Consider the following 25,263-nt stretch of genomic DNA (forward strand, 5'->3'; position numbering starts at 1 on the left):
TAATGAAATTGTGAGTCCTTTGGTTTCTGAATAATAATCAATAATATCATTTAACATAACCTTTATTTAAAATGAAACGTTGAGCCGTCAATGATCTCAACATCCCCGCGTGTTTTGATGTCTGCCATTAATTTAAAAAGTGCCTCATCCTTTTTCTTTGCTTCAATCATACAATCAATTTGTGGGATGCTTCCCTTTATTTTACATAAGAACCTGAAAAACATGTCAATGTCAACGAAGTCTGAATGATGACGAAAGGCTTTTTCACTTTTTGGACTTGATATATGCATCTTAATGGGCAGAGGAGAATCCATCCATGTTTGGACAACGCGGTCCCAATTGCCCTCCCAATTTGGATTTTGGTGATGGGCTAAATGATGGTGATAATCGAATACAAGTGGAATACTTAGTTTTTCACATAAATATAGAGTATCATCCAAAGTAAAGGAAGTGTCGTCATTTTCAAGCATGATCATGTTTTGAATCGCTCGGGGGACGACCATCCAATTATCAATAAAACGCTCAAGGGATTTTTCAGTTTCTTTATAATTGCCGCCAACATGCATGACACAACGGTGAGTAGTGTCAATCCCCATCCCTTTTAATAAAAGGTAGTGCAGTTTTAATGTGAGAATTGAATTTTGTAATACCTGCTTTTTTATGGAATTTATTAGGACAAAATGATCTGGATGAAAGTCGATCCTGATCTCATGTTTTTTTACAAAATTTCCAATTTCACGCAACATTCCACGCAAAGGTTTCATATAATCCCAGTCAAGAAGCTCCTCATGATTTGCCAAAGGGATAAGGCGGGATGTTAACCGATAAAAATGAATGTCAGAAGCTGCATTATGCTTTAGCAGTCTAAGGGTATTTTCTAAATTTGAAAGTGAGATACGTTCTAATTTTCGTAATGCAGCTTCTCGGTCCTCTATTTTTTGAAATTGGTCAAATGTCATCGTTTGCGATGGGGATGCGTTTTTTAATTCCATGCTAATGGCAACATAACCAAGACGTACAATCGTCATTTTTTCCACCTCATTAATAGTATGGTGAAAAATATGGATTGCTAGACAGCCTGTAGTAGTAATTTCAGCTAAGAAAATGGGTCTCAGTAATGAAGAAGACGTTTTTTCTTTTTACCTGAATAGTTTACTTTTATTATTCCATACTAACAATGAAAATCATTGAATGGAGTTGTGATAAATGGAACATATTCAAGAACCGAGAAATGAAACAGAAGCGGCATTGCTTGATTATAAAATGGGATTAGGTACGTTTACTCAAAAAATGCCAGAGCTAGCACATCATTTTAATGCATTTACAGAGGCATGCTTTAAAGAGGGCACATTATCACAAAAAGAAAAACAACTTATTGCATTAGGCATAAGTGTCTTTTCACAAGATGAATATTGTATTATTTATCATACAAAAGGATGTATCGATCAAGGGGCGACAGAGGAAGAAATTTTAGAAGCGATTGGTGTAACAGCAGCTTTTGGCGGCGGTGCTGCAATGAGTCAGGCTGTAACCCTTGTACAAGAATGTATCACAGATTTAAATCAACTGAAACAATAAGGGCCATAGGCTCTTTTTTTATTTGTCTGTTTTCGCAAACTTTGTTGCTATTTACCAAGTAATGAGGTGTGGTTGATTAAAGCGAGAGGATGCTCGCTTTTTAGCGGGGCGGGCGGTGAGCATCCTCGCGTAAATGCCTGGGATGAGTCTCACAATCAGCTCAAATCAACCTTAGATAGTTTTCGTTTTTAAAGGAGGGAAGTGATACTTTTAAAAAAATACCATATGATTAGTTAAAAAGATCATTTCCATTAAGGGTGGTTTATACATAATGGCATGGATAAAATTTATGATGAAACAATTCCTAAAGGAACCTTTGTGGTTTAAAATAATAATCTCTACAACCTTGCTAAGTTCGATTGTTTTTAGCAGTTCATTTTTTTCAGATAATCCTTATTACCAAAGTTATTCGAAATTTGCTGCTGCTATCTTTTTCTGTATTTATGGAATGAAATTAATCAAGAATCGTGTAACAGCTGTTATCCTATTTACTCTAGCAGTTCTATGTATTTCACTTGCCATTCTGGAATTATTTGAGTAATTATTTTGCCTGTCTATTTTATCCTTAGTTTTTTATATTTAAAAATCAAGAATGACTTTTACTAAGCAATTTTAAAAGCCTCTCATAGAATTTATATGATAGGCATATTCAATTGTAAAGAGTTTATTCATTAAGTGAAATATTCTAATTTAGCATTTGGAAAGAATTTTTCCATATAAGAGTATAGATGATCTTTAATGTCTTCTTCCTCGTCTTTTTGATAGATATATTTGCCTATCCCGTATTTTCCCCATTTATATCTTCTTGCTGATTCGTCCAATTCTAATTTTGTCATTGGATAGTTTTTTTCGATCACTCTCTTAGCAGGCTTTGTAAACCGATGTTGAATAAACTCAAAGGTGATATCATCCCTTGCATCTTCTGGTAATTCCTCATTAAGACGTTCAAACATATGAAGGTAGCCATCCTGCCATCCTTCATGCAGGTAAATGGGTGCGACAATAAATCCAAGTGGATATCCTGCTCTTGCTACTTTTCCAGCTGCTTCAATCCGTTTTGCAAGGGGAGAGGTGCCTGGTTCGAAATTTTTAATGACATAATCAGCATTTACACTGAAACGAAATCGCGTTTTTCCGTTATGCTTAGCATCAAGCAAATGATCAACATGATGGAACTTCGTAACAAATCGCAATTTTCCGTACTCAGATGTACCGAAATGCTCAATCGCTCGCTTTAACGTATGTGTCAGATGATCGATCCCAACAATATCAGACGTACATGCTGCTTCAAATCTCGTTATTTCAGGTGCTCGTTCTTCCATATATTTATCTGCAGCTTCGAGAATTTCTTCGACATTTACATATGTGCGAATATATGGCTTGCTACCCATTGTTGTTTGCAAATAACAATAATGACAATGTCCCATACAACCTGTTGCAAAAGGGATCGCATATTCGGCAGAAGGCTTTGATGTATCAAATTTAAGAGTTTTTCTAATGCCAATGACAAGCGTAGACTTTGCGATTCGATATTTCTGAAAATCATTTTCCCCAGGGAGATTTCTGACCTGGTTATGTGAGGTTGTATACCGAATTTCAACATCCATTTTTTCGAACTTTTCTTTTAGCTCTTGACCAAGCGGATAGTCCAGCGAATCCGGTTCAAAGTAGACAAGCTGGGGCTTAAATGGCTTAACCATAAATCATCCCCCTTTAATAGTCGCCAAAATATTGTTGGTAGGCTTGTTCCGCATCATTTTGGCTTGAATAAACAGCAACTTCATTTGTTAAAGGATAGTATGTCTCATAGAGAAAAAGCGCTAACCCATGCGGATTTTCAGGGTCATCCACAACTGCAGCCTCTTGGATATTCGCAACATTTTGCGTATGGGGGTTTCGATAAAAAATATAAACAGTATCACCCACTTGATAACGAATATCTTCATTATGTAATTCCATTTTAATCACCTTTTTTCTTTTAGTATCATTTTTCCTTATAAGAGAGATATTATGATTACATCATTTTGGAAGTTAGTAGATGGATTTCGCTGATAAATGTGAGAAATCGCCGAAATAATTAAAAATTCGCTGATATATGGTAAGAAATCGCTAATATAGTTAAAATACACTGATAAATATTCTTTCCGCATAAACAAGTAATTGAATTCGAACACTAATTTTAGGCAGTAGAAATATCCCCACTTTTAAAATAATTTTCATAAGAAATGAAAATGTAAAAAAAAGGGTATGGTGAACTATGCTCAAATTTACATAATTAAAGGGGAAGTTTTATGAAGATTCGATTTGGTTATGTTGCGAATGCTTTAGGATTATGGGATGCAAGTCCCTCAAAAACATTAACATTTGCTCACTATTCAGCTCTCTCGAAAGACGAGCGAAAGGAAAAGCTCTTAGAAGTGACAGCGCAAAATATACAACATACGAAACGAATCCTGTATTATAATGTGGCACATGAGATAGAAGTGTATCGATTTTCTAGCTCACTTGTACCTTTAGCCACTCATCCTGAAGTCATGTGGGATTTTATTTCACCTTTTAAAGAGGAATGGAAAGAGCTTGGACAATTGGTCAATCATTTTAGACTGCGTCCAAGCTTTCATCCTAATCAATTTACCCTTTTCACAAGTCCAAGGGATGAAGTTACAATCAATTCTATAAAGGATATGGAATATCATTATGGGATGCTTGAAGCCATGGGGATCATTGATCGTTCAATCATCAATATTCATATTGGCGGAGCATATGGTGATAAAAAAGAATCTATTAAACGATTTCATGAGAATATAAAACATTTGCCAATTCATATAAAAAAGATAATGACACTTGAAAATGATGATAAGACGTATAATGTTGAGGAGACGCTCCATACATGTGAGATAGAAAAGATTCCGATGATCCTTGATTATCATCATTTTATGGCGAATAGCGGGGAAGTTAAGCTTCCGTCATATTTGCAGCGTATTTTCAACACTTGGGCATGTCCATCTCTCATACCAAAAGTTCATCTTTCATCACCAAAATCCGATAAAGAATTTCGTTCACATGCAGATTTTGTTTCTTTAGAGTTTATCCTTCCTTTCTTAAAAATGGCAAAGGAGCTTAATCAAGATTTTGACGTTATGATAGAGGCTAAGCAAAAGAATCTTGCCATGCAACGATTAGTGGAGGAAATCGCTTCGATTCGAGGAGTAAAGCGGATAACAAGCTCTGCAGTGGAATGGTGAACTATAAATGGTTAAAAAACAAGTGCCTCAATTAGAGACACTTGTTTTTTAGCAGTCTTCAGAGTGACTATGGTGAAGGGGAGGAGGGATTAACCATCCTTTTTCCTTATTAAGTCTTAACACCTTTGCACCAAATGCTGCTTTTTGTGTATGAATTTGACCGAATAACACCGCAATATCTTCTCTTATTGATTGACCGATAATTTGACTGCAAGCAACTAAACCAGCTGCAGTATTCGTTCCTAACATAGCAGCAATTTCCGGATCAGCAAATCTCGCACCTACAGGAATATCATCCAGGCAAGCATTAGGTCTTTCTGGTGGTGTTGGCGGAAGTCCGATCCCATTTTCTTTCAGGATTGCTTCGATTTGTTCAATCTCCTGATTACAGTGCTGAATAGCTTCTGCTAGTAATTTTTTTAAATCTTCATCACCTGCATGATTCAAATGAGCTTGATAACCAGATACCACACCCTTCGCAACAGTTACGAAAGACCAAGTACCAAAGACTTCGCCATAATGCATTGGTTCATTTTGAGGATTACCACTTAAAATTCCCATGAAAGCACTCCTTAATGTTTTTTTAAAATCCATAAAGTTCTCCTAACGGGTTATAGATGATATAAAACAGGCATGTTTTATATCAAATATGAAATACATAACAAAGTATCTGTCAGGAAACTTGCTTTCATTCATATTTTCGAAAAAACGACTAAGATTTATTTTGCTTTTATATATCTTTTATCCTTCATAAATAATCGCCAAAAGTAAACAAAACCAGGGAAAAGGATAATAAATGCGACTATATAAGTAATGAATAGGGCACGGAAGGTTTCTGGATGGGTAAATCCAGATTGAATTGTCACATCAGGATAAATCATATAAGGTAGATGTGCTTGTCCATATGCATAGCTGGCAAAAAAATATTGGAATGTAGCAGCAACAACGGCTAACCTAGGACGACCTTTTAGTGTTGAATGCCGTGTGGAAGGTAAAAAAAGTGAAATTCCTGCAATCAGGAACATCGCAACAGAACCTAATAACCACGGCATATTATCCATCATTTTAGTGAAAATCCAATTTGCTTCGGTTCTAAGCGTAACCATGATGAAAAAAGCCATGATAATTGAGATCGGACCAAGGATTAGTGCATCCCGACGATACAATTTATATGCGTCTAAATCTTCTGCAACATTTGAATAGTCAGCTAACAAAAGTGAAGATAAAAACAATGTACTCGTCACGGCAAATGCAGCAAATGCATAGATGTTTGGACTTGAGAGTAAAGCTCCAACATTGAGTACATAGTTTCCATTTACAACGTCAATATACTGACCATGTGTAATAGGTAGGACAAGCATTAATATGCCTGGAATGATAAAGCCTGATATACCTGAAATATATGTAAGGAATTTTTCATATTCTTTGGCAATATGGGAAAAAACTAAAAAGCCACTGCGAATGGCAAGTAACAGTAAGATTGCACTACCGGGAATCAATAAGACAGTTCCGAGAATAAAAGTAGCACCTGGAAAAAAACTAAACAGTGCGACAACGATGGCGACAATAAATACGTTTGTTACTTCCCATGTAGGGGACAAATATCGGTTTGCAATATTGGTGGCATTTGTTTGTGGTTTATTAATATAAACCATCGACCAAAAACCCGCACCAAAATCCATTGTAGCCATGACGGCATAGATAAAAATAAATCCCCATATGATCGTAATTGCTAATAGCGCATCCGTTGACAAATCCTTTTCCTCCTTATGAACTCATCGTCATTTCAATTTCTTTTTCAACAGGATTTCGTTTGAAATAGTAATTTAACACAAGGACAACAGCAACACCCAAAACAAAATAAACAATTGTAAAGAGGATAAATAGTGTACCAATTTGCCCTGAAGTTGTTACAACATCTGCTGTTTTTAATATGCGGTAAATAACCCATGGTTGTCTTCCAGTACAAGCAAAAATCCAGCCGCACTCAATGGCACACAATGCAAGCGGACCAGAGGCAATCACGGGAATTAATAACCATTTTGGAAAAATCCTTTTCTTTAAGATAAATCTCCATGCTAAACCAACAATAGCTAAAAGAATAAGAAAACTGCCGATAAATACCATTCCATTAAATAAGGTATGGATAAATAATGGCGGCCAATATTCTTCAGGAAAATCATTCAGTCCAACGACAACCGTATCAAATCGGTTTCCAGCTAAAAAGCTGAGCGCCCAAGGGATTTCTATGCCGTATTTTATTTCCTGTGTTTCTCGGTCAGTAAAACCTCCAATAGCAAGGGGAGCGTAGCTTTGTGTTTCAAATAATCCTTCTGCTGCAGCTAGTTTTTCAGGTTGATATTCATGGAGCAATTGGGCAGATTCATGTCCATTTAAAGCTGTTACCAATGAAAAGATCCCACCAATTGTTAAGCCGAGTAATAGTGCTTTGCGATGAAATTGATAAAGACGTTCATTTTTTCGATTTTTTATCATTTTAAACGCAGCAATTGAAGCAATAACAAAAGCCCCTGTTGTAAACGCAGATACTGCAACATGCCCAGCAGTTGTGATAAAACTAGGATTAAAAAACGCTGCCCATGGATCAACATCAGCAATTTCACCATTTTCAATGCGAAATCCAGCTGGAGTACCTTCAAACGCATGTACATTTGTAATTAAAATTGCAGATGATGCTGCACCGACTACGACAAAAAAAACTGAAATAATTCTTGCTATTGGTGAAAGTCTGTCAGCAGCATAAACATATATGGACATAAACAAGGCCTCTATGAAGAATGCATAAATTTCAATTTGAAATGGAAGTGACATAACCTTGCCGATAACCTCCATAAAACCAGGCCATAATAGAGAAAGTTGCACACCTGCAATCGTTCCGGTTGGAATCCCAACACCTAATAGAATAGCTTGCCCCTTTGTCCATCTTTTGGCCATCACCGCATAATCTGGATCTTTTGTTTTTTGATAGAGTATTTCTGACAAAAAGATCATGAGTGGAATACCTACACCAAGTGTTGCAAAAATAATATGAAAGCCCATCGTTGTTCCAAAAAGTGATCTTGCTAAGACTAAATCATCCATTTGCACTTAACTCCTTTATTTACATAACAGTCAATCGTATTATCCACTTTTTTCTAAATATTATTCTTAAAGGTTGCTAGGATTAGAAAAATAGATATTAGAACAGCCCTTAAATTTTACTTGATAAACGATCATTATTTTTCAAAGAGCCTTGTTTTCATATTTGTTATATAAAAGAGTAATGGGCAGGAACATATGTTAACGACGATAAATTCGATTACGAAAAAATATTTAGAGGGTGGTGGAAGTGATTAGAAGGATATGGGTTGGTTTATTTTGGCATCAATCCGTAACAAACCCTCATTAACGGGCCATTAACGGGCAGTAAAACCCCCACCTCTAAGCTAGAGTTATACAATGAAGCGAAGGTGGGGGGATAACTGTCCGTAGATGTCCGATAAGTCTCACTAACCATCAGTGAGATAAGAAAACCTCGCACTGATAGAAGTTTCGCTTTAATGGAACCTAGTTTTTGTTTTAGCGCATACCCGGCAGCTGTTACGGCTGTCCCTAATGCAGTTGGAATGAATCCTTCACGTATATTTATAGTCATTTTCATCCACATCGAAGTTAGTAGGTGTGTTGTACACCATTTTTTAATGTTCGCCTAGCAGGGATGAATAGGATAAATTTTCGTGATAACAAGCATTGTCTAATAAACAAGATAATCGATACTCTAGATCTAATCCATTAACCTATTCAATTGATCAATATGTGACCGATCTTCATCAAGATTACTTTTTACAATTTGTAGGCTCTCTGGATCCAAATCCCCTCGTACGATATTCTCTGTGGCTCGAATGCCCAGTTGCTGCCCATTTATGACTCCTTTAAAATTTCATCTGTTGTATCTGGAAAGCCTTTAATCATCATCATTGATTCCCTTATGGAACCCATGAATCCATTATCCTCAGCTGCTTTTCCGCCAAGGTTTTGAATTCTTTCCGCAATTTTTGCTGCGTGTTGTTTATGGTCCTGCTGAATTTGCTGAAGGGATTTTTTCATGTTTTGGTCATTTGTATGCTGAATGTAATGTTCGTAAGCATGGATACCCATGAACTCGCCTTTTAAATACTCATTTAATTCCTTAATGACAGTGTTTTTATTCATAAAGAACTTCCTTTCTATTCCTATTTTTCTTTTAGGTCCAAAAAATATCCGTTTAAATAGTGGAAAAAGAATGTCAGTATAACTTGAAAATAAGTCGTATACTTTTTATTTGATTTTGTACGAGTGTTTAAATTCAGTATTTAGAGGAAAAGTAATAATAAAAGGATTCTATTTTGCTTTTAAAATGAGAACTATTTAAGGATGATTGGAGCAGATTAAGAGACTCCTGCTGGAGCAGCGGGACAGATGAGACCCCCGAGGAGGCGCCCGCCCCGCGGAAAGCGAGCATCCTCTCGCTGCAATTAACCCATACTACTTGGTATATAGATAGCAACAAAGTTTGCGAAAACAGCTTAATAAAATAACTGATAGGAGTGGATAATGATGAGTGAACAAGAATTAAAAGAACAAGTAATAAATACGATCGCAAATCATAAAACAGGTGTCCTTTCATCCGTTGAAAACAACAAACCACATACAAGATATATGACGTTTTATAATGAGGATTTAACCCTTTTTACACCAACAAAGCTTGATACAGAGAAAGTAGATGAAATAAAAAATAATCCAAATGTGGCTGTGCTGATTGGGTATGAAGGTAATGGAATAGGCGATACGTATGTTGAAATTACTGGAACATCGACGATCAATAAATCCCAAGAAGTGAAAGAAAGATTCTGGGAAGAATCATTTAACAAATGGTTTGAGGGACCAAATGATCCAAATTATGTGTTTCTAGAAATACAGCCGGAAACTGTACGTATTTTAAATGATCATGGTGAAGCACCTAAAGAGCTTCATATGTAAGGGACAATCATGACCTTTGATTAATGATTTGCTGCCTTTTTAAACATACTAAATTTGGAGGTGAGCTCTTATGAATAATCCAAATTCTAAAAAAGTCGTAGAAACAAAAGGTAAAATTAATGTGCAAATTGAAAATTCCATTGGACTTGATATGGATGAACAAGCTATGAACGGATTGTATGGAATGGCTGAAACAGAAGTGGAGGATCGTTTGCCACATGAAGAAAGTAAATAATCATTTGTGTACAAGCATAGCAAAAAAGCTATGCTTGTTTTTTGACATGCATAGATACCTATATAATCGATAAAAAGAGTGAATACCTCATTCACTCTTAACATGATTCGTATTTTTTCAGATAAGACGCCAACTACGACACACTTCTATGTTTGCTTTATATAAGAATAGTATATCTTTGAAAAATTATTGATCATTTTTTTCAGTCATATTAGTTAAACCCTTAACATATGGTTCTGTTTCTCCATAACCTTCAACATTTCCTGCATGTTCACGGTGATATTCTGATCCTGAATCTTGTTTGCTAGTTATTGCATTATTTTTTTGCTTTTCATTAGTATTTTCTTGAATAGCCATCATTTTCACCTCCTAAACACAAATTATGATGCTTAGAATTTGTGAAATTATTCAAGAGGTGAAAAAAGTTAATCAATATAAGAAACAATAGAATGCGAAGGAAGAAATTTGCTAAATGATAGAAAATGAAATGTTATTGGGTATTTTCATGATCCTACTGGTGAATGATTTCCTTTGGTGTATCGCTTGTTATTCTTGGATAAACTGGATGAAAGCTAGTATAAAGTTGGAGGAGGACACCTATGGCTTCTGAAATGAATCACAATCAAGATTTTTCAGCTCGCTTTGATTACTTGAGTCGTAATTTGTGGTCAGGTATTCTGTTCGGACTAGGACTTGTTGCTTTTTTTGATGAAGCAGTTTTTCATCAGCTTTTACATTGGCATCATTTTTATGACAAGTCAACAACAGAAATTGGCTTGGTCTCAGATGGTTTGTTTCACGCGTTTAGTTGGTTTGCAACGATTGGTGGTTTGTTCCTGGTTGCTGACCTAAATCGCAGGAATGCCTTTTGGTTTAAAAGATGGTGGGGCGGCATGATGCTTGGTGGAGGTATTTTTCAGTTATACGATGGAACCATACAACACAAGATTATGAGAATACATCAAATTCGCTATGTGGAAAATGTGCTTATTTACGATTTAGTTTGGAACATAGTTGCCGCCTTGATGGTTTTAACGGCGATGAGCCTAATTTTTCGAACGGGAAGGGAATCAAAAAGAGGAAATGGGAAAATAGCAAATGAACAATAATCATATTCATCATGGAAGTGAACAAGCCTATGACCTCTTCTTGTTGTTTCCGTTTTTGGCTGCAATCATCATTTATCTTCTTGCAGCATCGATTACAAGTTGCCGTTATCGAAAATGGCCTTTATCCCGTACGATCTTTTGGATATTAGGGATTCTCTGTACCGCATTGGTATTTGTAGGCCCGATAGCGAATCGTGCTCATAGTGATTTTACAGTCCATATGCTTGGTCACTTATTTCTTGGCATGCTTGCTCCGCTTCTTATCGTATTAGCTGCCCCGATGACTCTTGTCCTGCGAGCACTCAATGTGAAACAAGCAAGACTTCTAACGCGTGCACTAAAGAGCAGGCCGCTACGTATCCTTAGTGACCCAATTATGACCTCCCTGCTTAACGTAGGAGGGGTGTGGATTCTATATACGACGAATTTATATGCCATAATGCATGACTATTTCCTGCTTTATTTCGTTATCCATGTGCATGTTTTTTTTGCCGGCTATTTGTTTACGATTTCTATCATTTATATTGATCCAGCACCACATAGATCTAGTTATCTATATCGTGCAATTACGTTAATCATGGCTTTAGCAGCACATGGTATGTTATCTAAATACATTTATGCAAACCCACCTGCTGGCGTACCAGCAGCACAGGCTGAAATAGGTGGGATGCTGATGTATTATGGCGGGGATCTCATAGATCTCTTTCTCATTTTTCTCCTTTGTTTACAATGGTATAGAGAGAGCAGGCCCCGAGACATTTCCCAAGGGACAGAAAACGCGTAATGATAAGATACCATTTTCCTTATATGAAAAAAGGGTTGTAAAGATATGGAGTAATCTTTACAGCCCTTTTTGTCTTAGGCACCTTTAAGAGATGGTGCGGAAAGCGAGCATCCTCTCGCTGCAATCAACCACACCGCAATGGCACATATGATTGAAATAGGAATAATCACAAGAACGAAAGAAAAAAGAAAGCCTTTGTTCAGAACATTTTGTAAGAAAGAAACACAAATAATAAAAATAATTAGTATAAAAACCATTTCAATAATTTTTTTACTAACTTTTTTAATCGATATTTCTGACTTATTTTCAATGGTTATTGGAACATTCTTATACTTGAAATACGATAGTATCCAATCGGAAATGACGGTTATCGAAGCAATCGAAAATAATATTGGGAATACTTGATAATAATGCTTGTTTGTAATATCGATTGATGCACTGATCATTGCTTCCATCGGGCTCCAAGTAAGACAAAGTGCATAAGCGCGTAATAAATTTTGAGAATAGTATTTATCTACCTTGTTTTTTGGTAGTTGTGACAATGTCCGTTCTAACGAATTTTTTACTATGAAAGGGTAGCGATATTTAAGAATAAACCAAGAAAATATGTAACGAGAAAACTGCGTTTATATAATGTACTCAATTGATTTACTTTATTCTTAATAAGAGACCAAGATTGATATCATATCGGCCCACTCGGATAATTTAGTTAATAAAGGGAAGGGCTAAAAATAGGGAAAGAACGTCTGACATCGATTCAAAATGAAAGAGGAACGTATACCAAGGCAAAATCATTGCTTATAAATAAAAGAGTTCCAGTGCTTAGAAAGCAAATACCGGAAATTAAATAAAGCCCGCCAGCCTTTCTAAATGAAAGAATTAATGTAAGAATTACTAGAATACCAATCTCGTAGCTGAAAAATGTGGCTTCAATAAATCTTGATACAATATACGTAACAATCAGTAATGTATAAATAAAAACATCAATTCATTCAATTTCTCCTTTCAATAACTAAATTGATCTAGTAATCAATTATACTTGAAAATAATGAAATACTAAAATGTAACATTTGCGATTTATTGATCAGAAAATGTATTCGTTTTAAAATAGGTTTAAAAGATTTATTGAAATTTGCAAGTATTTAAAAAACATTTGAGTATTAGTTACATAGGAGTATTCATTTTGGCTAGGAGGAGTTACTTTGCAGGAAATAATGACTGAAAGACTTAAAATCATTACATTTACAGTAGAGATGATGGAAGCATTGTTAAAAGGTCATGACGAGCTTCGAAAGTTGATCCCATATTGTATTGCACCAGAATGGCCATTAGAAGAATATAAACAACTTTTTCTTTATAAAATAAATAGGTTTCACAATTTCCCGCATGAAAATGAGTGGGAAGGTATCATCATTCATAAAAGTGACAATTGCATAATAGGTGATATGGGTTTTAAAGGCGGACCAAATGAAAAGGGAATCATCGACATTGGCTATAGTATTGTTCCTCGTTACCGTGGTAAAGGATATGCAACTGAAATGGGAAAAGCCATGGTAGAGTGGGGTTTGTCCCAACCAGGTGTAAACAAAGCTATAGCGACCTGTAATTCAGATAATTTTGCATCTATTCGCGTGTTAGAGAAAATTGGCTTTCACATCACAAAAAAATCTGCTGATAAATTATATTGGACATATGAAAAAAATGGTAGGAGATGAATATGTTTCTATACAATATTGATGATCAGATATCTTTAAAGTTACTAGAAGTAAGAGACGGAGAAAAAATTTTTGATTTAACAAACAGTTCAAGAGATTATTTAAGACAATGGCTTCCATGGCTGGACCAAACGACAAAACAAGATGATACAAATGAATTTATAAAAATGTCATTAAAAGGCTTTGCTGAAAATAAAAGCTTGAATACAGTTATTTTAGTTAATGGACAAATTGCGGGTGTAGCTGGATATAATGAAATAAATTGGTCAAACAAAACGGCATATATAGGCTATTGGCTAGGTGAAGAATTTCAAGGAAACGGGATCATGACGAAGGTTGCAAATGCTTTGACAGAATATGCATTTAAGGAGCTGTACCTAAATAAGGTTGAAATAAGGGCAGCAGCGGGCAATAAGAAGAGCAGAAATATCCCGGAAAGATTAGGTTTTGTCAATGAAGGATGTATTAGGCAGGCCGAATGGTTATATGACCATTATGTTGACCATATTGTGTATGGAATGCTTGTGAATGAATGGAATGAAAGAAAAAGTTAATATTCGTTTGTTAAAGATATGGTAACGAATCTATGTCATAAAGCAAATGGTTCATAAAAAGAGACTGACTTTAGTAAGCCAGTCTAATGTGACGCAAGGTGCTGCCTCACGTCTAGTATATAATATGATAGTGGTATAAAAAGAGTTAACCTATTTTTTTACTCACTCTACCTATTTATTCAACGATTCTTTTCCTCATTAACTAGATTGATAGCTTAAATAAAAATGAACCAAAGACCAGTTGATACTATTTACTGGTCTTTTTATCAGCAAAATGTAGAATCTCCTACTTCTTATGAGTATTTCTTTCAAATATTCCTAAGATTGAATGATGAAGGATATCCCGAAACATAACAGCGACACCTGTAACAAGTATGCCTTGAACAACGGATTCAATTTCAAATCCATAATAAAGAAGACATGCTATAATGGCAAAAATGAGCTTAATCCAAGTGTAGCTCCATTTTGGGAGGAACGGGGTTTGCCGCAAGAATACTCCGATATAATATAAGACAGGAATTAAAATGAATGCATCAGATCGGATATACAGTTCAATAAATTCCATCTCATTTCTCTCCTTGTGATTAGATGAAACAATGATTCTTTTTTATTTGGCTTATATTTAGTGTATGTATAGATGTGAATTAGGGTACTTCATTTAACTAAAAGAAAAAGTGTAAAAAAGCATTGGTAATAATTACTTCTATCATGAAATAATACCTTTTTAAAGATTGGAAATAGTGTGATAAAATAAATGAATTATATGGATATGGAAGAGGGTAGAAACGATGAATAAAGGAAAAGTGTTTTTAGTGGGTGCAGGGCCTGGTGATCCAAAGCTTATTACTGTCTATGGATTAGAGAGTATCAAACAGGCTGATGTCATCGTTTATGACCGTCTTATTAGTCAAGAGTTGTTGAAACATGCCAAAAATGATGCTGAACTTATTTATTGTGGAAAACTTCCTGGTAAACATGAACTCATCCAAGAACAAATACATGAAGTATTAGTTGAAAAGGCATTGGAAGGAAAAATCGTTGTCAGATTAAAGGGTGGAGATCCTTTTGTCTTTGGCCGTGGAGCAGAAGAGGCCGAGGTTTTAAAAAATCATGGTATTTCCTATGAAGTAATACCTGGGATTACCTCGGGAATAGCAGCTCCTGCATATGCTGGTATACCAGTTACTCACCGGGATTATGCATCATCTTTTGCGATTGTTACTGGACATGGTAGAGAAGACAAACAAACGGATACAATTAATTGGGGAGCTTTAGCAAATGGAATCGATACAATTGCATTTTATATGGGAATCAAAAACCTTCCATATATTTGTGAAAAACTAATCGAACATGGAAAAAGTCCAGATACACTCGTATCCATCATTCAATGGGGAACAACAACATCACAAGTCACGATTACAGGCAACCTAGAAACAATCGTCGAAGAAGTAAAACGCAATAATATTACACACCCAGCAATTGTCTTAGTCGGACAAGTTGTGGAATTAAGAGATAAAATTAAGTGGTTTGAAGAATTAAAAGAATCATAATATATCTTAAACTATTATCCTTTAAAGGAAGCGGACAAATAGACATAACAGAGAAAATCCAGTGTGAAAACTAAGTTTTTCACTGGATTTTTTTGTTAATGTGGATTGAGATCGTCAATATGTTCTTTTGATTACCTAAAAACTCAAATCATAATAAAAGGCTCTTTCTAGGAGATTGTCTTTTAAAACGAAAACTATTTATGGTTAATTGGAGCAGATTGCGAGACTCCTGCAGGCATTACATCGAGGAGGCTCACCGCCCGCCCCGCTAAAAAGCGAGCATCCTCTCGCTGCAATCAACTACACCGCACTACTTGGTATATAGCAACAAAGTTTTCGAAAACAGCCAAATAAAAAGAGGTACTCAATATATTCATTGAGTACCCCCAAGGTTTCTGTACTATTTTCGAGCGCAGTTTAAAATACAAACACGAAATGAATTGTTTTAGATCAACGAAATAATAATCATTAATGCAAAAAGAATTGTAAGATGTGATAATGAAAAGGCAAACATGAGATTGGCCCATTTTTTATCATCTACCTTTTTAAATCCCCAAATCCCCAACAGTATCCATACTAACGTTAGTCCAAACATGGCAAAGGTAATTGTTTTACTATATGGGAAAAAGAGAAATGAAGTGATTAGTAAAACAATTAAATAGACAATTGTTTGCACCTTTGTTCGATAAATCCCTTTTACAACTGGCAGCATTGGTACGCTGGCATCTTTGTATTCTTCTAATCGTCTAATCGCAATGGCATAAAAGTGCGGTGGCTGCCATAAAAACATAAAGACGAATAATCCAATTGCAACAGGATGGAAAATATCTGCTGAAATAACTGCCCATCCTATAATTGGAGGCATTGCACCAGACAAGCTTCCCACTTCAGTATTATAAATGGTGGAACGTTTTGTAAACATTGTATAAGCAAATACATAAAAGACAAATCCTAAAAAGGCCATTGCTGCTGCCAAAATTGAAATAGAAAGGAGCAGCACTAATCCAATCGCAACCAATGCGATCCCTAACCATAATGCAAATTTAGGATTGATGGAACCGTCAGCTGTTGGACGGACCTTCGTTCGCTTCATGATAGAATCAATATCTCTGTCATAATAGTTATTAATAGCACCAGATCCGCCTACGACAAATGATGTTCCAATTAAAGATAGTAAGATAATCGGTAGTTTTTCGATAAACCCGATGTCATAGATATATAATGCAAGACTTAGTCCAGCGAGCATCCCTAATATATTGGATTTAATGATTCCAGTTTTTATAATTAATTTTATCACTTTCCAAGAGAAATACTCTTTCAAAGAAAGCGAATCTTTTAATACGATCTCGGTGTTTTTCACAACCATTCTCCTCTTTCAATTTAAATAAAGAGTAAGTCTTACCCTACTCTTTTCATCTCTTTGTTGTCTAACATTTTTTCTACACTTTTGCTGCGAGAATTTAACAGCATGATATAGCTAAGAACACCAAAGATAAGCGTAATAACTAAAGAGTGTATAAGTGAAAATGTCAAACTCAAACCTGTAGCAACTGTCAAGATTCCACTTGTAATTTGCATCAGCAATAATACAACCAAACTAATCATACTATATTTGATAACGCGGTAGTTCCAATAATGTTTATATGCAAAATAAGCAGTTGAACAAATCCATACGAATAAAATCAGAGCAAGTGAACGGTGCCCAAACTGAACAAGTTGCTGAATCGTTTCCAGGGAAATGAAACCACCATTACCAAAGGGCCATACAGGCAGGGCAAGACCTGCTCCTTCATGTCGGACAAGTGCTCCAGAATAAATAACAAAATAAGTATAAAAAGATAGGAAATAAAGATTTCGTTTCATCTTTTTCCCAATCACTAATTCCTTAGCATCGAATTTATAGTCAAACTCAAAGACTAATAAAGCGAGTAACAATACTGAAGCAAATGAAATCATTGAAATACCAAAATGCAGCGCCATAATATATGGGTTTTGACCCCACATAACGGCAGCAGCCCCCATTAAAGCCTGTATGATTAGAAATAATACTGAGATCGAAGCAAGCAGTTTTGTTTCTCTTCTCTTAATATAAATAGAAGACATAATGGCCAGTACAACAACAAAGATAGACCCGATCATAGTCGTAGCTCTATGTGCGAATTCAATAAGTTTTTCAGGTGTTACATCAGAAAGTTGTACAAGTTCTCCTTCGCAAAGAGGCCATGATCTTCCACATCCATCTGCAGATCCAGTCTTGGTTACTAAAGCTCCTCCAAGAACAACAAATGCCATAGAAATAACAGCTAAGATGGCAATGATCTTTATATATTTTTTCAATCAATATCTCTCCTTGACGTAAAAGAAATTTTATAAAACATATTATTTATACTCTTATTATGATGAAAAGTAAAAGGAATGACATCCAATGAAGACAAAAGACACATTATTGTCATAAAGCTATTGCAATTTATAAACATTTTAAAAATCCATACTTTTTCAATGTGTAGTTTACTTTGAGGAAAAAACGAGTAATACATAGATAGTTAGATTATCAAAATAGTTTAACTTTCTATAAAATTTTAGTATTATTGATTAGCGCATGATTTCAACCTCTAAAACTATTTTACATTGTTCAACCTTTCACTTACATTATTAGTATATCAAAATAAAAAGGAGCGAAAACTTGGTAATGAAATCTATTATGATAATCTTTTGGCAAAATTGTTACCAAACTGTGAAGAAACTTCGTCTAAATTTTGAAAGTTAATAAATAATGCGTAGGAAACTATTTTGTTTTTTTTTTATTTTGATAGTATGTGTAGGTGAATATAATTTGTTTTACCATTTGAAATCATTGATTCATAAATGCGCTGTTTTAGAAAGGAGAGTGACAAAGGTGTTCAAAAAGTTAAAGCCTTATTTAGTTCTTGCAACATCATTCCTATTTTTATTTGTTTTAAGTGGCTGTAGTGAATATGCAATATTTGATCCAAAAGGACCTAATGCTGCGACACTTAAAGATCTCATTATGTATTCAATTTACTTTATGATATTTATCATGATTGTTGTTTACGCACTATTTGCCTTTGTTATTGTAAAATATCGTGACCGTAAAAATTTCAATGAAAAGGATCACGAGCCTGATATTCATGGCAGTACAAAGTTGGAAATCATTTGGACGGTTATACCAATCGTCATCATTATTGCTTTATCAATTCCAACAGTTAAAGTACTTTATGATTTAGAAAAACCGCCAAAAGAAACGGCACATAAAGAACCAATTGTTATTCATGCAACATCTGCCGATTGGAAGTGGATTTTTAGTTATCCAGGGGAAGATATCGAAACAGTCAATTATGTAAATGTTCCGGAAGACCACCCAGTACTTTTCAAGATTACATCTGCTGATTCAATGAGTTCTTTCTGGGTTCCGCAAATTGGCGGTCAAGAATATGGAATGCCTGGTATGGTAAATGATTTATACCTTCAGGCTGATGAACCTGGAGAATATGAAGGAATGAACTCTAACTTTACAGGCCAAGGTATGACACATCAACAATTTAACTTTGTAGCCTTAGAAGAAGATGACTACCAAAAATGGGTAAAAGAAACACAAGAAAAAGCACCACAATTAACAGAAGAAACATATGAAAAATTATTGTTGCCTGACACAGTTGAAGAAATGACATTTTCAAATACTCACTTAGATATTGTTGATCATGGAGTAGATTCTGGTGAATATGCGATGAAAGTCCGCGAAAAATACGGAGTTGAAATAAAACCTCATGGTGGTGAAGATTCTCATGATAGTGAAGAATCTACAGAAGCTGTAGAAGACAATCATGAAGAAGAGGCTTCAACGACAACTGAATCTAGTGAACATCATAACCACTAAGAAGGGAGGAACACTGAATGTTTGATTTTATTAAAGATAATTTAATCTTAAATGATCCAATGCTCCTTGGAGCGAACATCTCTATTTTGTTATCTGTAATTGGAATTGTGTTTATTCTTACTTACTTTAAAAAATGGAAATGGCTTTGGACAGAGTGGTTAACATCTGTTGATCATAAAAAAATTGGTATTATGTATATTATTGCAGCCGTCATCATGCTTTTCCGTGGTGGTGTGGATGCATTATTAATGAGAGCACAGTTAACAGTGCCAAACAATGAGTTTTTAACATCTCAGCATTACAATGAAATCTTTACAACACATGGTACGATCATGATTATCTTCATGGCGATGCCATTCGTAATAGGTTTAATGAACGTCGTTGTTCCGCTGCAAATAGGAGCAAGGGACGTAGCATTTCCTTATTTAAATGCATTAAGTTTTTGGTCATTTTTCTTTGGAGCTATTCTTTTCAACATCTCCTTCGTATTTGGTGGATCACCAGATGCAGGGTGGACGAACTATGCTCCTTTAGCAATTGAAGGTAGTCCTGGACCCGGAATCAACTATTATTTACTTGGATTACAGATCTCTGGTATAGGTACCCTGTTAACAGGTATTAACTTTATCGTAACAATCATTAAAATGCGTGCGCCAGGAATGACATTAATGCGTATGCCAATGTTTACATGGACAGCTTTAATTACAAACTTTATTATTGTTTTTGCATTCCCTGTATTAACAGTAACATTAGCATTAATGACATTTGACCGATTATTCGGCACTCATTTCTTTACATTAGCTGATGGTGGTATGCCAATGCTTTGGGCTAACTTGTTCTGGATTTGGGGACATCCTGAAGTATATATCGTTATCTTGCCGGCGTTCGGTATTTTCTCGGAAATTTTCGCAACGTTTGCTAGGAAAACATTGTTTGGTTATAAATCGATGGTTATTTCGATCGTGACGATTTCTTTCTTGAGTTTCCTAGTTTGGGTTCACCACTTCTTTACAATGGGTGGAACTGCAGCAGTGAACTCTGTATTCTCCATTACAACGATGGCGATTGCAGTACCTACAGGTATTAAAATCTTTAACTGGTTACTCACTCTTTATAAAGGACGAATTGAATATACAGTACCGATGCTTTGGTCTGTCGGATTTATTCCAACATTCCTAATCGGTGGAGTAACTGGAGTAATGCTTGGTATGGCAGCAGCAGATTTTCAGTATCATAACAGTTACTTCCTTGTTGCGCATTTCCACTATACATTAATTTGTGGTACTGTATTTGCTTGTTTTGCTGGATTTGTTTTCTGGTATCCAAAAATGTTTGGTCATAAATTAAATGAGCGCCTAGGGAAATGGACATTCTGGTTCTTTATGATTGGATTTAATGTTTGTTTCTTACCACAATTCCTACTAGGATTTGATGGTATGCCAAGACGTATTTACACTTATGGTCCAGAAGATGGATGGACTGGATTAAACGTTGTTTCAACAATTGGCGGTATTGGTATGGGTATTGCCTTTATGATCCTTGTTTATAACGTATATTACAGCTTCCGTTATGCAAAAAGAGAAACGTCTGGAGATGCGTGGGGAGCAGGACGTACACTTGAATGGGCAACAACGACTTCAGTTGCACCATTTTATAACTTTGCTGTAACACCAGAAGTTAAAGGTCTAGATGCATTCATGATTATGAAACAAGAACGTGAAGCAGGTAAAGAAGAGAAGCCTGAGTATAAACCAATTCACATGCCAAGTAACGCAGGAACTCCATTTGTCATGTCGGTATTCTTCTTTGTTGCAGGTTTTGGCTTAGTCTTTAAATTGTGGTGGATCGCGATTTTAGGCGGTATTGGTGTGTTAGCATGTATGGCACTTCGTTCACTTCGTTCACATAAAGAAGATGAAGGTTATTATGTCAGTGTAGAAGAAATCATCAACACAGAACAGAAAAAGGAGGCGTAAGTTATGGCACATGATGAAAATATAAGTCCTAACACGCCCTTGGAATATCAGTCTGGTATTGGAAGACTGAACATCTTTGGATTCTGGATTTTCTTGGGCGCTGAAGTCATTTTATTCTCTACAATTTTTGCAACATATTTCTCAATCTATACTTCTACAATTGGTGGTCATGCGGCCCATGGTGGCCACGCTGGCGGTGTACCAATGCCTGGTGAACTTTTTGAGATAGGTAACACGTTAGTCATGACGATTGTCTTATTAATAAGTAGTTTCACTTGTGGATTAGCGATTCATGAAATGAGAAAAAGAAATACAAAATCAATGATTGCTTGGTTAGTTATTACTTTATTATTTGGTTTAGGATTTCTTTATTTAGAAATTACTGAGTTTATGCATCTAGTTCATGAAGGTGCTGCATTAGGTACAAATGCATACTGGTCTTCATTCTACTTTTTGACAGGAACACATGGACTGCACGTATCACTTGGTATTGGTTGGATGATCTTAATTATTTTACAAATCTTTAAAAGAGGTTTAACACCAGATACAGCTAAAAAGGTATTTATTGCGAGTTTATATTGGCACTTTTTAGACTTTGTATGGATCTTCGTTTATACTGGTGTTTACCTAATAGGGATGGTGTGATAAATGGCAAATAACAAGAATAATACTCATCATTTTCCATGGTCACATATTATCGGTTTAATATTATCGATTGCGTTAACTTTGTTAGCAGCTGGATTAGCTTTATATACAGATTTAGCGTTACAAACGATTGTTATTATTATCTTTATCCTTGCGTTTTTTCAAGCAGCGATTCAGTTAATCATGTTCATGCACATCAGTGAAGGTGAACGTGGATGGCAGATTCTTAAAATAAGCTCTGCTGGATTTATGGCGATCGTAATTGTTTATGGCTCTGTTTGGGTCATGACGAATATGCACTGATGCGTTTTTAAATCATGTAATTTTACTCTTAACCCGAATTTCGAACTCTTTTACTAGTTCCGAGATTCGGGTTTTCTATTGCCTAAAAACTGATTCTTTTTAGAATGTAAGAAATGATAAAATAAGAGAAGATAGAGAAATGAAGGATGTGGAAAAATGAAACGTATGAAAATCGTCATTCCGACTATGTTAGCAGTCGGGATTATTGCCTTGTGGATGTTAGAAAAAGATTATTCTGCTGTACCGCTGCAATATCGCATACCAATTGCTATAATGGGAGCAATTATCTCTGGTGTCATTACCTTTTTTCTTTATAAAAATGATGAAGATGGTGTAGATAAGAAGTCGGGTAAAGGATAAATTGGTAAACAATCAAGTATAATGTTGACGCGAAAAAACGAGGTTTTTAACATGTTTTAATTGAGAGCTTGGAATAAATTAGTTCCAAGCTCTCTTCCTTTTTCAACAGAAGCATTTACCTGGAGAACAATCCACATATTATTTGCCCCTTTTTACAGAATTGAACTCGTAAATGTACATAAAACCTGAAATATTGGTAAGAACTCCTAAGTGTGAACCGATTTTAATAACTATTTTATATAGATACTACGCTTTTCTTCTACATTGGAAGTTAATCTATCAACTATGCTGAGTAATCTATCAACATTCCTATTTAATCTATCAACTTTTCTCTAAAATCTATCATTTGACAAAAATCGAGCATTGTCGACTTTTATAAATACATACTTACTTTTACCAACGAACTTTATTTAAAGGTAACAAAAGATTTAGATGAATAAATAAAGGCTCACTTGAAATAAACTTAGTTATTGATGAAAAACTGTTAAGAGTCCGGGGTCAGTCTTTATGAACGTGATATTAACTTGCCTTAGAATACTCAATTTAAATAAGAGAGGTACATAAAATGAAAAAAATTTGGTGGAAAGAAGCTGTAGCTTACCAAGTATACCCTCGAAGTTTTATGGATTCAAATGGTGATGGCATCGGTGATTTACAAGGAATGATTTCTAAATTAGATTATATAAAAGACTTAGGCATTGACGTGATTTGGATCTGCCCAATGTACAAATCCCCTAATGATGACAATGGCTATGATATAAGTGATTACCAAAATATAATGGATGAATTTGGAACAATGGCAGATTTTAATCAATTATTAGAGGAAGTTCATAGACGTGGGATGAAGCTTATCATTGATTTAGTCATTAACCATACAAGTGATGAACATCCTTGGTTTATTGAATCACGCTCTTCACTAAAAAACCCGAAGCGTGATTGGTATATTTGGCGCGACGGAAAAAAGGGGAAGGAGCCTAATAACTGGGAAAGTATTTTTAGTGGATCTGCATGGCAATATGATGAAAAAACAGATCAATATTACCTGCATCTTTTTTCTAAAAAACAACCAGATCTTAACTGGAGAAATCCGGATGTCCGAGAGTCTTTATACGAGATGATTAACTGGTGGCTTGATAAAGGGATCGATGGTTTTCGCGTAGATGCAATCAGCCATATTAATAAAGAAGAAGGTTTAAAGGATATGCCAAATCCCGAAAGATTACCATATGTATCATCGTTCGAAAAACATATGAATGTGAAAGGCATTCATACATATCTGCAAGAATTAAAAGAGAAGACATTTGCAAAATACGATATTATGACGGTTGGAGAAGCAAACGGTGTTAAAGCAGAAGATAAAAAGGATCTTATCCAGTGGGTCGGAACAGAAAAAGGAAAATTTAATATGGTGTTCCAATTTGAACATTTATCATTATGGGATGCTGGTAAAAAGAAAACGTTAGACATTGTTGAATTAAAAAAAGTATTAACAAAATGGCAAAAGGGCCTTGAAAATATAGGATGGAATGCGCTTTTTATTGAAAATCATGACCAGCCTCGCAGGGTTTCAACATGGGGGAATGATACGCAATTTTGGTATGAGAGTGCAACTGCACTTGGTGCGATGTATTTTCTCATGCAAGGAACTCCTTTTATTTATCAAGGTCAGGAAATAGGTATGACAAATGTTAAATTTGATTCAATTGATCAGTACAATGATGTAGCAGATAAGAACATGTACCGCATCAAGCGAGAAGAAGGCGTACCACATGATGAAATCATGGAAATCATTTGGGCTTCAAGCCGCGATAATTCTCGAACACCCATGCAATGGAGCTCTGAAGCAAATGCAGGATTTACAACAGGAACACCGTGGCTTGGAGTTAATAAAAATTACAAAGAAATAAATGTAGAAAAACAGCTTCAAGATGAAAGATCTATTCTTCATTTTTATAAAATGATGATTAAGTTAAAAAAGGAAAATCAAGTATTTACGTATGGTACGTATGACTTGATTCTTGATAATCATCCGCAAATTTTTGCGTATACTCGTACGTTGGATGATGACAAAGTGGTTGTTCTTACAAATCTTTCAGAAAAAGAAGCAGAAATAGAGGAACCTTTGGATTTTACAGTTTCTCAAGAATTATTGTTAGCTAATTATACTGTATCAAATCATCAATTGATCCAACAATTCATGTTAAAGCCTTTTGAAACTAGAGTATACCGAATATTTTTAGATTAGTACTACATAAATGATCCTTACTCATGAGAGTAAGGATCATTTAGATTAAT

Annotated in this window: 28 protein-coding genes and 1 pseudogene; 16 read left to right on the forward strand and 13 right to left on the reverse strand. The window is 35.3% G+C overall.

Going from position 1 to position 25,263, the window contains the following annotated elements; translation table 11 throughout:
- Positions 1 to 62 precede the first annotated feature (62 nt).
- A complete protein-coding gene (gene uvsE, locus GMB29_RS06615) occupies positions 63 to 1,028 on the reverse strand; it encodes a UV DNA damage repair endonuclease UvsE (RefSeq protein ID WP_136355492.1) in 966 nt (321 codons plus the stop codon).
- Positions 1,029 to 1,206: 178 nt separating this feature from the next.
- On the opposite strand from uvsE (GMB29_RS06615), the gene GMB29_RS06620 reads away from it, so the two are divergent.
- Complete coding sequence (locus GMB29_RS06620) at positions 1,207 to 1,578, forward strand: carboxymuconolactone decarboxylase family protein (RefSeq protein WP_136355494.1); 372 nt, start codon at positions 1,207 to 1,209, stop codon at positions 1,576 to 1,578.
- A gap of 271 nt (positions 1,579 to 1,849) precedes the next feature.
- Positions 1,850 to 2,119 carry a hypothetical protein gene (locus GMB29_RS06625; protein WP_136355496.1) on the forward strand — a complete coding sequence of 90 codons (270 nt, stop codon included), beginning with the start codon at positions 1,850 to 1,852 and terminating at the stop codon, positions 2,117 to 2,119.
- A gap of 130 nt (positions 2,120 to 2,249) precedes the next feature.
- Here GMB29_RS06625 and splB read toward each other — a convergent pair whose 3' ends face one another.
- Complete coding sequence (gene splB / locus GMB29_RS06630) at positions 2,250 to 3,278, reverse strand: spore photoproduct lyase (protein ID WP_136355497.1); 1,029 nt, start codon at positions 3,276 to 3,278, stop codon at positions 2,250 to 2,252.
- Between the two features lie 13 nt (positions 3,279 to 3,291).
- A complete protein-coding gene (locus GMB29_RS06635) occupies positions 3,292 to 3,537 on the reverse strand; it encodes a transcriptional regulator SplA domain-containing protein (protein WP_136355499.1) in 246 nt (81 codons plus the stop codon).
- Between the two features lie 332 nt (positions 3,538 to 3,869).
- Here GMB29_RS06635 and uvsE (GMB29_RS06640) point away from each other — a divergent pair, with 332 nt between their 5' ends.
- A complete protein-coding gene (uvsE, locus tag GMB29_RS06640) occupies positions 3,870 to 4,823 on the forward strand; it encodes a UV DNA damage repair endonuclease UvsE (protein WP_136355501.1) in 954 nt (317 codons plus the stop codon).
- 48 nt (positions 4,824 to 4,871) lie between these two features.
- Here uvsE (GMB29_RS06640) and GMB29_RS06645 read toward each other — a convergent pair whose 3' ends face one another.
- The 5 genes and pseudogenes from GMB29_RS06645 to GMB29_RS06665 form a co-directional block, all read right to left on the reverse strand.
- Positions 4,872 to 5,384: a DUF3231 family protein gene (locus GMB29_RS06645; protein ID WP_136355503.1), complete on the reverse strand. Its 513-nt coding sequence runs from the start codon at positions 5,382 to 5,384 to the stop codon at positions 4,872 to 4,874.
- Positions 5,385 to 5,542: 158 nt separating this feature from the next.
- Positions 5,543 to 6,577, reverse strand: coding sequence for a cytochrome d ubiquinol oxidase subunit II (locus tag GMB29_RS06650; RefSeq protein WP_227551552.1), 1,035 nt, complete (start codon positions 6,575 to 6,577; stop codon positions 5,543 to 5,545).
- Positions 6,578 to 6,590: 13 nt separating this feature from the next.
- Entirely contained in the window at positions 6,591 to 7,925 is a 1,335-nt protein-coding gene (locus GMB29_RS06655) for a cytochrome ubiquinol oxidase subunit I (RefSeq protein WP_136355505.1), read from the reverse strand.
- Between the two features lie 462 nt (positions 7,926 to 8,387).
- A pseudogene (locus GMB29_RS27955) lies at positions 8,388 to 8,472 on the reverse strand (asparagine synthase); the annotation flags it as partial.
- Between the two features lie 272 nt (positions 8,473 to 8,744).
- Positions 8,745 to 9,035: a DUF2383 domain-containing protein gene (locus GMB29_RS06665; RefSeq protein WP_211091263.1), complete on the reverse strand. Its 291-nt coding sequence runs from the start codon at positions 9,033 to 9,035 to the stop codon at positions 8,745 to 8,747.
- A gap of 384 nt (positions 9,036 to 9,419) precedes the next feature.
- Between GMB29_RS06665 and GMB29_RS06670 the strand changes: the two genes are divergently transcribed.
- Complete coding sequence (locus GMB29_RS06670) at positions 9,420 to 9,842, forward strand: pyridoxamine 5'-phosphate oxidase family protein (protein ID WP_136355506.1); 423 nt, start codon at positions 9,420 to 9,422, stop codon at positions 9,840 to 9,842.
- 70 nt (positions 9,843 to 9,912) lie between these two features.
- Entirely contained in the window at positions 9,913 to 10,077 is a 165-nt protein-coding gene (locus GMB29_RS06675; RefSeq protein ID WP_136355508.1) for a DUF4021 domain-containing protein, read from the forward strand.
- Positions 10,078 to 10,263: 186 nt separating this feature from the next.
- On the opposite strand, the gene GMB29_RS06680 is transcribed toward GMB29_RS06675, so the two are convergent.
- The gene (locus GMB29_RS06680) at positions 10,264 to 10,434 is read right to left on the reverse strand and encodes a hypothetical protein (protein WP_155443845.1); all 171 of its coding nucleotides are present in this window, start codon (positions 10,432 to 10,434) and stop codon (positions 10,264 to 10,266) included.
- Positions 10,435 to 10,676: 242 nt separating this feature from the next.
- Here GMB29_RS06680 and GMB29_RS06685 point away from each other — a divergent pair, with 242 nt between their 5' ends.
- The gene (locus GMB29_RS06685) at positions 10,677 to 11,186 is read left to right on the forward strand and encodes a DUF2243 domain-containing protein (protein WP_136355510.1); all 510 of its coding nucleotides are present in this window, start codon (positions 10,677 to 10,679) and stop codon (positions 11,184 to 11,186) included.
- On the forward strand, positions 11,176 to 11,970 hold the full coding sequence (locus tag GMB29_RS06690; protein ID WP_136355512.1) for a cytochrome c oxidase assembly protein: 795 nt from the start codon (positions 11,176 to 11,178) through the stop codon (positions 11,968 to 11,970). Before GMB29_RS06685 ends, GMB29_RS06690 begins: the two co-directional genes overlap by 11 nt.
- Before the next feature lie 74 nt (positions 11,971 to 12,044).
- Here GMB29_RS06690 and GMB29_RS06695 read toward each other — a convergent pair whose 3' ends face one another.
- Positions 12,045 to 12,512, reverse strand: coding sequence for a hypothetical protein (locus GMB29_RS06695; protein WP_136355514.1), 468 nt, complete (start codon positions 12,510 to 12,512; stop codon positions 12,045 to 12,047).
- A gap of 660 nt (positions 12,513 to 13,172) precedes the next feature.
- On the opposite strand from GMB29_RS06695, the gene GMB29_RS06700 reads away from it, so the two are divergent.
- Positions 13,173 to 13,685 (forward strand): GNAT family N-acetyltransferase, encoded by a 513-nt coding sequence (locus GMB29_RS06700; RefSeq protein WP_136355516.1) that lies wholly within the window; start codon positions 13,173 to 13,175, stop codon positions 13,683 to 13,685.
- Between the two features lie 2 nt (positions 13,686 to 13,687).
- The gene (locus GMB29_RS06705; RefSeq protein ID WP_136355517.1) at positions 13,688 to 14,239 is read left to right on the forward strand and encodes a GNAT family N-acetyltransferase; all 552 of its coding nucleotides are present in this window, start codon (positions 13,688 to 13,690) and stop codon (positions 14,237 to 14,239) included.
- A gap of 286 nt (positions 14,240 to 14,525) precedes the next feature.
- Here the strand turns inward: GMB29_RS06705 and GMB29_RS06710 are convergent, their stop codons facing one another.
- Positions 14,526 to 14,804, reverse strand: coding sequence for a phage holin family protein (locus GMB29_RS06710; protein WP_136355519.1), 279 nt, complete (start codon positions 14,802 to 14,804; stop codon positions 14,526 to 14,528).
- Between the two features lie 223 nt (positions 14,805 to 15,027).
- Between GMB29_RS06710 and cobA the strand changes: the two genes are divergently transcribed.
- A complete protein-coding gene (cobA, locus tag GMB29_RS06715) occupies positions 15,028 to 15,789 on the forward strand; it encodes a uroporphyrinogen-III C-methyltransferase (protein ID WP_136355521.1) in 762 nt (253 codons plus the stop codon).
- Positions 15,790 to 16,234: 445 nt separating this feature from the next.
- On the opposite strand, the gene cyoE is transcribed toward cobA, so the two are convergent.
- A complete protein-coding gene (gene cyoE / locus GMB29_RS06720; protein WP_136355523.1) occupies positions 16,235 to 17,149 on the reverse strand; it encodes a heme o synthase in 915 nt (304 codons plus the stop codon).
- A 38-nt stretch (positions 17,150 to 17,187) separates the two neighbouring features.
- A complete protein-coding gene (locus GMB29_RS06725; protein ID WP_136355525.1) occupies positions 17,188 to 18,126 on the reverse strand; it encodes a COX15/CtaA family protein in 939 nt (312 codons plus the stop codon).
- Positions 18,127 to 18,685: 559 nt separating this feature from the next.
- Here GMB29_RS06725 and qoxA point away from each other — a divergent pair.
- The 6 genes from qoxA (at position 18,686) to GMB29_RS06755 (ending at position 25,213) form a co-directional block, all read left to right on the forward strand.
- On the forward strand, positions 18,686 to 19,684 hold the full coding sequence (gene qoxA / locus GMB29_RS06730) for a cytochrome aa3 quinol oxidase subunit II (protein WP_227551555.1): 999 nt from the start codon (positions 18,686 to 18,688) through the stop codon (positions 19,682 to 19,684).
- A gap of 17 nt (positions 19,685 to 19,701) precedes the next feature.
- On the forward strand, positions 19,702 to 21,660 hold the full coding sequence (gene qoxB / locus GMB29_RS06735) for a cytochrome aa3 quinol oxidase subunit I (protein WP_136355527.1): 1,959 nt from the start codon (positions 19,702 to 19,704) through the stop codon (positions 21,658 to 21,660).
- 3 nt (positions 21,661 to 21,663) lie between these two features.
- Complete coding sequence (gene qoxC / locus GMB29_RS06740; protein ID WP_136355528.1) at positions 21,664 to 22,305, forward strand: cytochrome aa3 quinol oxidase subunit III; 642 nt, start codon at positions 21,664 to 21,666, stop codon at positions 22,303 to 22,305.
- Positions 22,306 to 22,308: 3 nt separating this feature from the next.
- The gene (qoxD, locus tag GMB29_RS06745; protein WP_136355529.1) at positions 22,309 to 22,608 is read left to right on the forward strand and encodes a cytochrome aa3 quinol oxidase subunit IV; all 300 of its coding nucleotides are present in this window, start codon (positions 22,309 to 22,311) and stop codon (positions 22,606 to 22,608) included.
- Positions 22,609 to 22,764: 156 nt separating this feature from the next.
- On the forward strand, positions 22,765 to 22,968 hold the full coding sequence (locus GMB29_RS06750) for a hypothetical protein (RefSeq protein ID WP_136355530.1): 204 nt from the start codon (positions 22,765 to 22,767) through the stop codon (positions 22,966 to 22,968).
- Positions 22,969 to 23,533: 565 nt separating this feature from the next.
- Positions 23,534 to 25,213, forward strand: a complete 1,680-nt coding sequence (locus GMB29_RS06755) for a glycoside hydrolase family 13 protein (RefSeq protein WP_136355531.1) — start codon at positions 23,534 to 23,536, stop codon at positions 25,211 to 25,213.
- The last annotated feature ends 50 nt before the right edge of the window (positions 25,214 to 25,263 follow it).

Source organism: Metabacillus sediminilitoris (genome assembly GCF_009720625.1).
In the GTDB taxonomy this organism is placed as follows: domain Bacteria; phylum Bacillota; class Bacilli; order Bacillales; family Bacillaceae; genus Metabacillus; species Metabacillus sediminilitoris.

What these genes read in the sequence shown, in the direction of transcription:
- GMB29_RS06690 (WP_136355512.1), top strand. Translation starts at nt 11,176, where the DNA reads ATGAACAATAATCATATTCATCATGGAAGTGAACAAGCCTATGACCTC.
- cobA (WP_136355521.1), top strand. Translation starts at nt 15,028, where the DNA reads ATGAATAAAGGAAAAGTGTTTTTAGTGGGTGCAGGGCCTGGTGATCCA.
- uvsE (WP_136355501.1), top strand. Translation starts at nt 3,870, where the DNA reads ATGAAGATTCGATTTGGTTATGTTGCGAATGCTTTAGGATTATGGGAT.
- GMB29_RS06670 (WP_136355506.1), top strand. Translation starts at nt 9,420, where the DNA reads ATGAGTGAACAAGAATTAAAAGAACAAGTAATAAATACGATCGCAAAT.
- qoxD (WP_136355529.1), top strand. Translation starts at nt 22,309, where the DNA reads ATGGCAAATAACAAGAATAATACTCATCATTTTCCATGGTCACATATT.
- GMB29_RS06665 (WP_211091263.1), bottom strand. Translation starts at nt 9,035, where the DNA reads ATGAATAAAAACACTGTCATTAAGGAATTAAATGAGTATTTAAAAGGC.
- GMB29_RS06620 (WP_136355494.1), top strand. Translation starts at nt 1,207, where the DNA reads ATGGAACATATTCAAGAACCGAGAAATGAAACAGAAGCGGCATTGCTT.
- qoxB (WP_136355527.1), top strand. Translation starts at nt 19,702, where the DNA reads ATGTTTGATTTTATTAAAGATAATTTAATCTTAAATGATCCAATGCTC.
- uvsE (WP_136355492.1), bottom strand. Translation starts at nt 1,028, where the DNA reads ATGACGATTGTACGTCTTGGTTATGTTGCCATTAGCATGGAATTAAAA.
- GMB29_RS06755 (WP_136355531.1), top strand. Translation starts at nt 23,534, where the DNA reads ATGAAAAAAATTTGGTGGAAAGAAGCTGTAGCTTACCAAGTATACCCT.
- GMB29_RS06635 (WP_136355499.1), bottom strand. Translation starts at nt 3,537, where the DNA reads ATGGAATTACATAATGAAGATATTCGTTATCAAGTGGGTGATACTGTT.
- qoxC (WP_136355528.1), top strand. Translation starts at nt 21,664, where the DNA reads ATGGCACATGATGAAAATATAAGTCCTAACACGCCCTTGGAATATCAG.
- GMB29_RS06645 (WP_136355503.1), bottom strand. Translation starts at nt 5,384, where the DNA reads ATGGGAATTTTAAGTGGTAATCCTCAAAATGAACCAATGCATTATGGC.
- GMB29_RS06625 (WP_136355496.1), top strand. Translation starts at nt 1,850, where the DNA reads ATGGCATGGATAAAATTTATGATGAAACAATTCCTAAAGGAACCTTTG.
- GMB29_RS06685 (WP_136355510.1), top strand. Translation starts at nt 10,677, where the DNA reads ATGGCTTCTGAAATGAATCACAATCAAGATTTTTCAGCTCGCTTTGAT.
- GMB29_RS06680 (WP_155443845.1), bottom strand. Translation starts at nt 10,434, where the DNA reads ATGGCTATTCAAGAAAATACTAATGAAAAGCAAAAAAATAATGCAATA.
- GMB29_RS06750 (WP_136355530.1), top strand. Translation starts at nt 22,765, where the DNA reads ATGAAACGTATGAAAATCGTCATTCCGACTATGTTAGCAGTCGGGATT.
- GMB29_RS06710 (WP_136355519.1), bottom strand. Translation starts at nt 14,804, where the DNA reads ATGGAATTTATTGAACTGTATATCCGATCTGATGCATTCATTTTAATT.
- GMB29_RS06705 (WP_136355517.1), top strand. Translation starts at nt 13,688, where the DNA reads ATGTTTCTATACAATATTGATGATCAGATATCTTTAAAGTTACTAGAA.
- splB (WP_136355497.1), bottom strand. Translation starts at nt 3,278, where the DNA reads ATGGTTAAGCCATTTAAGCCCCAGCTTGTCTACTTTGAACCGGATTCG.
- GMB29_RS06655 (WP_136355505.1), bottom strand. Translation starts at nt 7,925, where the DNA reads ATGGATGATTTAGTCTTAGCAAGATCACTTTTTGGAACAACGATGGGC.
- GMB29_RS06675 (WP_136355508.1), top strand. Translation starts at nt 9,913, where the DNA reads ATGAATAATCCAAATTCTAAAAAAGTCGTAGAAACAAAAGGTAAAATT.